We start from the raw sequence: 9,166 nt of genomic DNA, 5'->3' as shown, positions 1-9,166 counted from the left end.
ACTGGCCTGCTATAGCCATAAACACATATCTTATCGCATTCGGACTATTATAAGAAAGGCTATAAATTTAAAACGTTCAGAAATATAGAATTTGCGGTTGGCGCTGTTTCTTTGGCAGCTTTGATAGCTTGTGCTGTTTACCCAGTCTTACCAGTGTGGGGTTTATAGCACTTCTCGCAATAGTCCGAATAGGATAAGATATGTGCTTATGGCTATGGTAGAGCAGTAGCATATTATGATCTGTTCGGATTATTGTAAAAAGAGCTATAGTTATCCTTGGCGTTAATTCTCTTGTGTGTTTTACTGGTGGTTTAGCTTTTTCATATGAAGCATGAGGAAGAATCAGAAAATATCGAGAAAGCTAAAGGAGCGGTAGATAGCTGTCTTAGACAAGGGCATGGTTATGGAGATTCTTCTCGTTATGATGCACCACCTCCTTACTTTTCTCAAGATCCTAATACTACTCCAACTGCTCCTCCTTGTAGTGAATTTGATAATTCTAATGCGAAACGGCAGTTTGAGAATTGTGAGGGGTTCACGTATGATAGAAATCAATAGTTTTATTTTTAGCCAAATTAATTGAATCAAGCCACAAAATCTGCTAAAGTTAACTTTATGAAAGCACCCTTAGCTCAGTTGGATTAGAGCATTTGACTACGGATCAAAAGGTCGGGCGTTCAAGTCGCTCAGGGTGCACCACATTTTATAGGAAGCAGAAGTCACACTTGAAATTAATATATGCAATACCTATCTTTAAAGGTTAAGCACTAAACTATTATATATGAGCAAAAAAGACTACTATGAGCTACTGGAAGTAGGCAGAAATGCCAGTATTGATGAGATAAAAAAAGCGTATAAAAAATTAGCGTTAAAATATCATCCTGATAGAAATCCTGGCAATCAAGAAGCAGAGGAAAAATTTAAAGAAGTAACAGCTGCATATGAAGTTCTGTCTGACTCTGAGAAAAGGGCAGGCTATGACCGTTATGGCCACGAAGGTGCTTCTGGTGGATTTCAAGGCTTTAGCTCTGCAGGAGATTTTAGCGACATATTCAATGACTTCTTTGGTGGAGGATTCGGTGGTGGTGCAAGTAGATCGAGAGCAAAAAGAAGTACAACAGGAGTATCTGGAGCAGACCTACGTTATGATCTTGAAATTACCTTAGAAGATGCATTTAAAGGAATACAAGCGCCTATACATTATGTGACAAATGTAAAATGTGATACATGCCAAGGCACAGGTGGCGAAGGAGCAATTAAACCAGTTCAGTGCCACACATGCCAGGGAAGCGGTAGGATTAGAACTCAACAAGGCTTTTTTACCATCGAAAGAACATGTACTACATGCTATGGGGAAGGAGAAATAATACAAAACAAATGTAAGAAATGTGGTGGAAGTGGACGTAGAAGAGATGAAGTAAATATATCCGTTTCAATTCCAAAAGGCATAGAAGAAGGAGCTAAGGTAAGGATAAGTGGTAAAGGAGAAGCTGGAACAAAAGGTGGAAAAAGTGGAGATTTATACGTATACGTGAAAATAATTTTCCATAAAATCTTTGCTAGAAATAAAGCAGATTTACACTGTAAAGTGCCTATAAGAATGACACTAGCAGTGCTTGGTGGTGAAATCGATATTCAATCAATTGATGGAGCTAAAATAAAAGTAAAGGTCCCTGAAGGCACTCAAACTGGTACCAAACTGCGTTGTAGGGAAAAGGGTATGCCATATATGAACTCACATGCTCGTGGTGATTTATACGTACAGGTAATAGTTGAGACTTTAAATCCAAAAAATTTAACTAAAAAGCAAATTGAACTATTAAAAGCGCTTGAAGAAGAGGAAAATGCAAGTGTACAACAGCAATCTGAAGGGTTTTTTAGTAAAGTAAAAAAAAAATAAGAAATCTGCTAAATGACATAAAGGGGTAACTGTTTACGGGTTTTCATTTAATCCTGCAATTCTTTGACCTTATTAATGGAAAACTTAACAATAGTGTTATTATTAGCCAACAGAAACTTCTTAGTTCCTTAAAACTATGTAAAAGCAATAAATTTCTTTATTTAAGGTCGAAGTTTTGCTATTCTCAGGTTTTAATAATTTAAATTTAATGAATATAAACAAAAATGAGTTTTTATTTCTTCCGCTTGGGGGAGTAGGAAGAATCGGGATGAATGTTAGCCTGTATCATTACCAAGGTAAGTGGATTATGATCGACCTTGGTGTTGGTTTTGCAGATGAAACTATGCCAGGTGTTGAGCTGCTCATTGCTGATATAGATTTTATTGCTCAAAGAAAAAAAGATTTACTTGGAATAATAATTACACATGCACATGAGGACCACTGCGGTGCAGTGCCACACTTGTGGGAAGAGTTGCAGTGCTCCATATATACAACAAAGTTTACGGTTAATTTTCTTAAAGAGAAACTAAAAGAATTTCGATTGGAAGGTATAGTCCATGTGAAAGAGGTAGACATAAATGGCAGCATAAATTTGGGTCCTTTTACCGTCGAGTTTATAAATGTAACTCATTCAATTCCTGAGGCAAATTCAATATTAATTAGCACTGAAATGGGTAGTGCACTCCATACCGGAGACTGGAAATTTGATCCAAAACCTGTTGTTGGATTAACTTCTAATATGGAGCGTCTAAAAGAAATTGGCGATAAAGGTGACCTGCTTGCAGCAATTTGCGATTCAACCAATATATTAAGCAAGCATCACCCTGAGTCAGAAGGTGAAATTTATAATAATATTTATAACATAATAAAGCGGTCTAAAAAATTAGTTGCTGTTTCGCTATTCGCTTCAAATGTGGCACGAATTGAAACGATGAGCCAAGCTGCAAAAGCACTAAATAGAAAAGTAGTTTTACTTGGTAGATCTTTATGGAGAATAGTGAAAGTTGCGCAAGATAGTGGTTATTTAACTGATTCTCCTCAGTTTCTTGAAGCAAAGGAAGCAGTAAATTTTCCAAGGGAAGAACTGGTGCTACTTTGCACAGGTTGTCAAGGTGAGCCACTGGCAGCTACCGCAAGACTTTCTGCTAAGAGTCATCAAGCATTTAAAATGCAGCAAGGTGATACCATGATCTTTTCGTCAAAAATCATTCCTGGAAATGAAACTCGTGCGCACAACATGCTCAATGCCTTTATTGAGATGGGGGTAGAAGTTATTACTGAAAAAACAGAGCATGTTCATGCTTCTGGGCATCCAACAAGAGAAGAGCTAAAGGAAATGTATTCTTTAATAAAACCGAAGATGTCTATTCCAGTTCACGGCGAATATATTCACACGCATGCACATGTAAAATTTGCTAAAGAGTGCGGTGTGGCAAAAGCAATAATGATTGCACCAGGTGATATTGTTAATTTGGAGAACGGAGAAAAGGTTGATTCAATTGATGTTGACTACTTTGGTATTGATGGTATGTTGCTACGTCATCCGGAGAGCAGTGTTATAAAAATGCGTAAAAGAATGAGAGATGCCGGAGTTATTGTGGTAACAGCAGTTGTAAACAAGAAAAATAAATTGCTTGCTAAACCGAAAGTATTTGTACCTGGTGTTTTTGAAGTGCTAGAAGATGCAGCTACCATACAGAAAATTGTCAAGAAAGTTGAGTCGTTGTTTAGTTTGCAGCCAACAAAAAAAATTAAAAATAAGATTGAAAGTTCAATATTGAGTATCTTAAAGGAATATTTACTAAAAAGGCCTATAATTGAGATTCAGATAGAACAGGTATGAAATGAATGAAGCTATTCGTTCATCTGGTGTTATTTATTTCGTTATTTATTCCTTATTTTACAAAAGCTGCTTTATATGTTGATATAAAAAAAAGCAGTGTTGGTAACATTGGTCTTGTTGTATCTAAATGTACATGTAAAACAGCGTTGGAAAGCGAATTAAGCGAAAATATTGCAAAGGTAATAGGAACAAATTTATCTAATTGTGGCTTATTTAATGTAAAACGTGGCGCGGAAGCTGAATCTAAATCTTGGAAAAGCGATACTGTAGTCACAGTAAGTTTAAGCGAAATATCTGGTAGTGCATTAGAGCTATCATTTCGTTTATTTGACGCTTTTACAAAAAGAGAATTACTTACTCAGTCAGTTGTTTTTCCAGCAAAAGACTGGAGAAAAATTGGTCACCTCGTTTCGGATGTGATACATGATAGATTAATTGGTGAGAAAGGGCACTTCAACACAAAAATCACGTATATCGCTGAAGAAAAAGATAGCAACTACAAATCTGTGCGTAAAATTGCTGTGATGAATCAAGATGGAAGTAATATAAAATACTTAACAAATGGCGATAGATTTGTGTCAACACCGAGATTCTCACCAAATGGAAAGGGTATTGTTTATATCTCGTACGCAAATGGTAAAAGTTATATAATATTAAAAAATTTAAAAGATAACACTGAATCAATAATCAGCGCATTTGAAGGAGTTGTTTCTGCACCAAGATTTTCTCCCGATGGTAAATCTCTTTTAATTTCCCACTCATTGGGTGGTGAAACGAATATATTATCTTTGGATTTAAGTAGTAAACGAACAAAAAAAATTACTAAAGGTTCAGCTATAAGCACTTCTCCCTCTTTTTCTCCAGATCAAAAGTATATGGCTTTTAGTTCTGATATAAGTGGGAGTCAGCAACTGTACGTTATCGATTTTACTAACAAAAGTAAAAAACCTAAAAGAATTAGTTTTGGGAGTGGAAGATATGCTACGCCTGTTTGGTCGCCAAAAGGAGATCTGATAGCTTTTACAAAGATTCAGTCAGGAAAATTTTACATAGGAGTTATGAAGCCAGATGGCAAAGAAGAACGTCTGCTTTCAGAGGGGCATAAAATTGAATCCCCGGCATGGCTACCAAATGGCAGAGAAATCATTTTTACAAGAACAGAATCACCAAGCAACTCTAAACTATATTTAGTAGACTTAGTAAAGAAAAATCAAAAAATGGTTTCCACTCCTACAAATGCTTCTTTACCGGATTGGTCTTATTTTTGAAAGTAGATCTATTGTGGATTTGATATAAGCTTGTTTTACCTTAATAGTTTATAACCTTTGGCACTACAAAATACCCATGCTCAGGTTTTGTATTGGACAATATCTCTTCTTTAATATTTTGAGAATTTATAACATCATCGCGTACATGAATGTCCTTGTCTATGCTGCCATAACGCATAGGAGAAACACCTTCAGTATTAACTTGCAATAAAGTATCATGTATCCAATCCAGCATTGTCAGTTCTTTGGAGTAGTGATCAATCTCGTCATTTGATAACTTAATCCTTACAAGCTGTGCAATTTTAAGCATTTCTTCCTTGGTAATTGTTATTTTTCTCTTATTTGCAAATTCTATTAGTGAAGTAATAACGTCTTCTGTTGACTTAGCTGGCATTTCTACCTCCTTGGATGAAGTGAGTTAAAATATTTACAACTGAAACAACTTCTATTTTACCAGTTTTTTCAAGTTTGTGAAGTATGGTATCCGTAATCACTAATTTATCTAAAGAAGAGGAAGAGATTTTCTCAACTGCACTTCCTGAAAGCACACCGTGTGTGATGCATGAAGTTACGGACTTTGCTCCGTAACTTTTTAAAGCAAGAGCTGCATTACACAATGTTCCACCAGAGTCAACTATATCATCAACAATGACACAATTTTTGTTTGCAACTTCTCCTATTATGTTCATTACTTGAGATGTGCCTGCTTTCTCCCTATATTTATCTACTACAATAATCTTATCACTTAACCCTATCTTGTACTTTTCCTCTAAAGTCTTTGCAAAAGCACGTGCTCTACCAATTGCTCCAACATCAGGTGCAACAATTGCCAAATTTTCCGTGTGTATAGAGTCAACAAATGCTTCAAAGCAGTTCAAATTAGTTATCGGTACATCAAAGAATCCTTCAATTTGACTTGAGTGCAAATCAATAACTGCAACGCTACTTGCACCTGCAGTTTGAATAAGATTTGCAACTAATTTGGCACTTAAAGCAGACTGCACATTATTGTTCTTGATAATTCTATCTTGCCTGCTATATCCATAATAAGGAATAATTACTACTATCCTTTTGGCTCCTAATCTATTTACTGCATCAATTATGAGCAGAAGCTCCATAAGGTTATCATTCACAGGGGGAGAAAGAGATTGTATTATATATACTTCTTGATTATATAGATCATTTGCTACTTCTACATTTACCTCGCCATCGGTAAACTTTGATATCCAAGCAGAGGATGGTTGAACATCTAGCCGGTTAACTACTGATTCCCCTAATTCCTTACTAGCATTACCTATTACTATCTTCATAACGCACTAATTGAGTTTTTAAGATTATACAGAAATTGTAAAATAATTGAAATGTAAGTGTCTTTATCTAGCATTCTTGTCGGTGAATTAGGTACCTCTTGTACAATGACCTGTCATTTTCACGCGTTGTTTCAATATACAGACCCAAATTGAAACAACTATACAAAATCCTGCTTATGTTTCAAGATAAATGACTTTAATGAAATATAATTTATCTAGTCATTTGTATCTGCTAACATACTACACTTCCCATTGTAGAGCCTCTGCAACTTACTGAAATTTATAATCGCTTTATAAAAAGTTTTATACTCTTTGCTTAATTGGAGGCGCTACCTCTGCACTTTCTGCTCTGTCTAGGGTACTACTTGGTTTTTCTGCAGTAATTTTTTGAATGCTACCATCTACCTTATTCTTGATATCTGCTCCATATGATCTTAATACTTCAATAGCTTTCTCGTTTCCACTATTCAGCGCAATATCCAAAGCATCCATTCCATCATTATTTTTGTGGTTGATAAAATTCTCTAACTCAAAGATTTTTATATATTGCTCAATGATGAATTCTACCACTTTTCCAGGGCAATTATTAGCGGCAGGAAAGAGTACTGCATTGTTATTATTGTCTTTCTTTGTTACATCTGCTTTGAGCTTGTCTATCAAATACTTGATAATTTCTATTCTGCTATCATCTTCTGCTTCAGTGCACTGCCTAGCAGCTAAAAACAGAGCTGTTCGCCCATTATTGTCCACATCTTCAATATCTTGTCCCTTATCAATTAAGGCTTGTATTATATTTTTGTTCCCATATAAAGCAGCAAAGTGAAGAGGAGTATACCCTTCGGTGCTTTCTCTTTCATTAATCAATGCACCATTGCTAGCTAGTAATTCTATAAATTCTGGCGTATTTGCAAAAACTGCAAAGTGCATTGGTGTTAGATCATCTTTACCATGATTTTGAGTTTTTGCATTAAGGAGAGTAGACCGGCGGAACTTCCCCACCAGTCCCTCACAAGACTGTACGTAAACCTCTCGATTTATACAGCTTCCATTATTCAGTCTTCTGACCTAACCCTAACGTCCAGTGGTAGAAAGTATCTGGATTTTCCTTTCTTACTCTTCCTAGAAGTTGGCTTGCTAGTTTTCCTCGAGTTCGAAGCTTCCTATACTTTCTTTTGACCCACTTTTCCAGTTGCCGCTCTATGTTCTTCAGAGGTTTGTATATTTCTTGCCTGTAAAACCTGCCATAGTACTGAAACCAGCCTCTGACTATTGGATTTACTTTCCTCGATATTTCCTCTAAAGTTGTTGATGTTTGTCTGCGTATTTTCCATGACCTTATGACTTGACAGATCTTTTTCTTGGCCTTGTTACTAATCGCAGGTAGAAACGAGACAAAATAGGTTCCTACTTTGTTGTTCTTCGCTAACCTAGGTCTAAATGTATAGCCCAGGAAGTCAAAACTTTGTATTGGAAACCCACCTCTCCTGTTATCATCCTTACAGTACACTATTTGCGTCTTCTCAGGATGTAATTTTAGCTTACATTGTGCCAATCTTTCTTTGATTGCTGCTCGCATAAAGTCCGCCTGTTCCTTAGTTTTGCAGTGCACTATCACATCGTCCACATATCTTTCAAATGGTACTGTTGTGTAGTTTCGTTTCATCCACATATCAAATGCATGATGCATAAATATATTTGAAATGATCGGGCTAACTGAACCCCCTTGCGGAACTCCCTTATCCCTTACTACCTTGTTGCCATCTGCTTGCTGAATTGGAGCTTTCATCCATCTTTCAACATACAGTATGACCCATTTGCAGTCTGTGTGCTTTTTGATAGCTTGCAATGCCAAGCCGTGGTCCAAATTGTCGAAAAATCCAGATATATCAAGATCTATCGTCCAATCGTACCTCCAGCATCTTTTACGAGCTGTATCTACCGCATCCAGTGCAGACTTATTTGGTCTATAACCATATGAATCCTCATGAAATTTTGGTTCTACCAGCGGCTCTAGATACATAGCAGCAGCCGTTTGCCCTATCCTGTCAAATACTGAAGGAACACATAAAATTCTTTGCCCTCCTGTATCTTTTGGTATCGCAACAGCTTTTACCGGCTCTGGAAAATAACTTCCCGATGACATCCGATTCCATAGTTTGTACAGATTGTCTTTTAGATTTTCTTCAAACTTTGTTATCGAAACCTCATCCACACCAGCAGCACCTTTATTTTTCGATACTTGTTTATAAGCTCTCCAAATAAGTTGCTTCGGTATATCAGAAGACTTTGTTTTATTCATTTACTCCTCCCTTTCGTTTGACAAATAATTAAAACTGAATAACTCAGCCCCTTCGCTCCATTTCCATTACAGAAACTTCTTTACTACTACGAGCTGATCCGCCCCTGTTTTCCGCATCAGTACTCTCATCCTTGGAGATCAGCTCCTTGGATTTCTTCCTTATCATCGAAACGACAGGTTCCCGTAGTTCTTCACAATAGCCTGAAATAGATTCATGCCACCTTTATGCCGGACGCCAGCTATCCAGTAAACAAGCTCCCGATAGCCTTATCCCAGGTTACAAACGACCCCCTGGTTTTGACGTCATACAACTGGTTTCGACACTTCATCAGTGGTTCACTTACGTTCATCTCTCTATTTCATACATGACGCATAATTGCGCCTTTTCCATAACGCTCACTACCTTGGCTCTTTACCAAAGCAGCTTATGGTTGTTTGAAGCCTGCTCTTGTAAACCGGTTCCGAGGGACCTACCCTCATCTACTGTGCAGCTTTTGCACTTAGTTTGCTCTTACTTGAACATTCTTTGTGTCTCTACGGCACACC

The 9,166-nt window shown here is 36.9% G+C and carries 10 protein-coding genes and 1 tRNA gene; 5 read left to right on the top strand and 6 right to left on the bottom strand.

Annotated features, from left to right (window positions below; translation table 11 throughout):
* Positions 1–76 precede the first annotated feature (76 nt).
* The gene (locus OZD68_RS01020; protein WP_182309368.1) at positions 77–232 is read right to left on the bottom strand and encodes a hypothetical protein; all 156 of its coding nucleotides are present in this window, start codon (positions 230–232) and stop codon (positions 77–79) included.
* Positions 233–324: 92 nt separating this feature from the next.
* Between OZD68_RS01020 and OZD68_RS01015 the strand changes: the two genes are divergently transcribed.
* From OZD68_RS01015 to OZD68_RS00995, 5 genes are all read left to right on the top strand, one after another.
* The gene (locus tag OZD68_RS01015; RefSeq protein ID WP_259365984.1) at positions 325–558 is read left to right on the top strand and encodes a hypothetical protein; all 234 of its coding nucleotides are present in this window, start codon (positions 325–327) and stop codon (positions 556–558) included.
* Positions 559–621: 63 nt separating this feature from the next.
* Positions 622–699, top strand: a tRNA-Arg gene (locus OZD68_RS01010).
* Between the two features lie 82 nt (positions 700–781).
* Positions 782–1,900 (top strand): molecular chaperone DnaJ, encoded by a 1,119-nt coding sequence (gene dnaJ / locus OZD68_RS01005; RefSeq protein ID WP_174515787.1) that lies wholly within the window; start codon positions 782–784, stop codon positions 1,898–1,900.
* Positions 1,901–2,108: 208 nt separating this feature from the next.
* A complete protein-coding gene (locus tag OZD68_RS01000; protein WP_182309369.1) occupies positions 2,109–3,743 on the top strand; it encodes a ribonuclease J in 1,635 nt (544 codons plus the stop codon).
* Positions 3,744–3,748: 5 nt separating this feature from the next.
* A complete protein-coding gene (locus OZD68_RS00995; RefSeq protein ID WP_006279726.1) occupies positions 3,749–5,011 on the top strand; it encodes a Tol-Pal system protein TolB in 1,263 nt (420 codons plus the stop codon).
* A 40-nt stretch (positions 5,012–5,051) separates the two neighbouring features.
* Here OZD68_RS00995 and gatC read toward each other — a convergent pair whose 3' ends face one another.
* The 5 genes from gatC to OZD68_RS00970 form a co-directional block, all read right to left on the bottom strand.
* Positions 5,052–5,405, bottom strand: a complete 354-nt coding sequence (gatC, locus tag OZD68_RS00990; protein ID WP_182309370.1) for an Asp-tRNA(Asn)/Glu-tRNA(Gln) amidotransferase subunit GatC — start codon at positions 5,403–5,405, stop codon at positions 5,052–5,054.
* The gene (locus tag OZD68_RS00985; protein WP_182309371.1) at positions 5,395–6,321 is read right to left on the bottom strand and encodes a ribose-phosphate diphosphokinase; all 927 of its coding nucleotides are present in this window, start codon (positions 6,319–6,321) and stop codon (positions 5,395–5,397) included. The genes gatC and OZD68_RS00985 overlap by 11 nt, the downstream gene beginning before the upstream one ends.
* A gap of 303 nt (positions 6,322–6,624) precedes the next feature.
* On the bottom strand, positions 6,625–7,320 hold the full coding sequence (locus OZD68_RS00980; RefSeq protein WP_275008773.1) for an ankyrin repeat domain-containing protein: 696 nt from the start codon (positions 7,318–7,320) through the stop codon (positions 6,625–6,627).
* A gap of 49 nt (positions 7,321–7,369) precedes the next feature.
* A complete protein-coding gene (gene ltrA, locus OZD68_RS00975; RefSeq protein ID WP_182309282.1) occupies positions 7,370–8,620 on the bottom strand; it encodes a group II intron reverse transcriptase/maturase in 1,251 nt (416 codons plus the stop codon).
* 43 nt (positions 8,621–8,663) lie between these two features.
* Positions 8,664–8,786: a hypothetical protein gene (locus OZD68_RS00970; RefSeq protein ID WP_275008770.1), complete on the bottom strand. Its 123-nt coding sequence runs from the start codon at positions 8,784–8,786 to the stop codon at positions 8,664–8,666.
* Positions 8,787–9,166: the final 380 nt, after the last annotated feature.

Source organism: Wolbachia endosymbiont of Drosophila bicornuta (assembly GCF_028982105.1).
Taxonomy (GTDB): domain Bacteria; phylum Pseudomonadota; class Alphaproteobacteria; order Rickettsiales; family Anaplasmataceae; genus Wolbachia; species Wolbachia pipientis.
The sequence above is the reverse complement of the archived record's forward strand: the minus strand, read 5'-3'. Positions and strand labels throughout refer to the sequence as shown.

Excerpts from the sequence above, each read along its gene's own strand:
- OZD68_RS01020 (WP_182309368.1), bottom strand. The coding sequence starts at position 232 with ATGCTACTGCTCTACCATAGCCATAAGCACATATCTTATCCTATTCGG.
- OZD68_RS01015 (WP_259365984.1), top strand. The coding sequence starts at position 325 with ATGAAGCATGAGGAAGAATCAGAAAATATCGAGAAAGCTAAAGGAGCG.
- dnaJ (WP_174515787.1), top strand. The coding sequence starts at position 782 with ATGAGCAAAAAAGACTACTATGAGCTACTGGAAGTAGGCAGAAATGCC.
- OZD68_RS01000 (WP_182309369.1), top strand. The coding sequence starts at position 2,109 with ATGAATATAAACAAAAATGAGTTTTTATTTCTTCCGCTTGGGGGAGTA.
- OZD68_RS00995 (WP_006279726.1), top strand. The coding sequence starts at position 3,749 with ATGAAGCTATTCGTTCATCTGGTGTTATTTATTTCGTTATTTATTCCT.
- gatC (WP_182309370.1), bottom strand. The coding sequence starts at position 5,405 with ATGCCAGCTAAGTCAACAGAAGACGTTATTACTTCACTAATAGAATTT.
- OZD68_RS00985 (WP_182309371.1), bottom strand. The coding sequence starts at position 6,321 with ATGAAGATAGTAATAGGTAATGCTAGTAAGGAATTAGGGGAATCAGTA.
- ltrA (WP_182309282.1), bottom strand. The coding sequence starts at position 8,620 with ATGAATAAAACAAAGTCTTCTGATATACCGAAGCAACTTATTTGGAGA.
- OZD68_RS00970 (WP_275008770.1), bottom strand. The coding sequence starts at position 8,786 with ATGATAAGGAAGAAATCCAAGGAGCTGATCTCCAAGGATGAGAGTACT.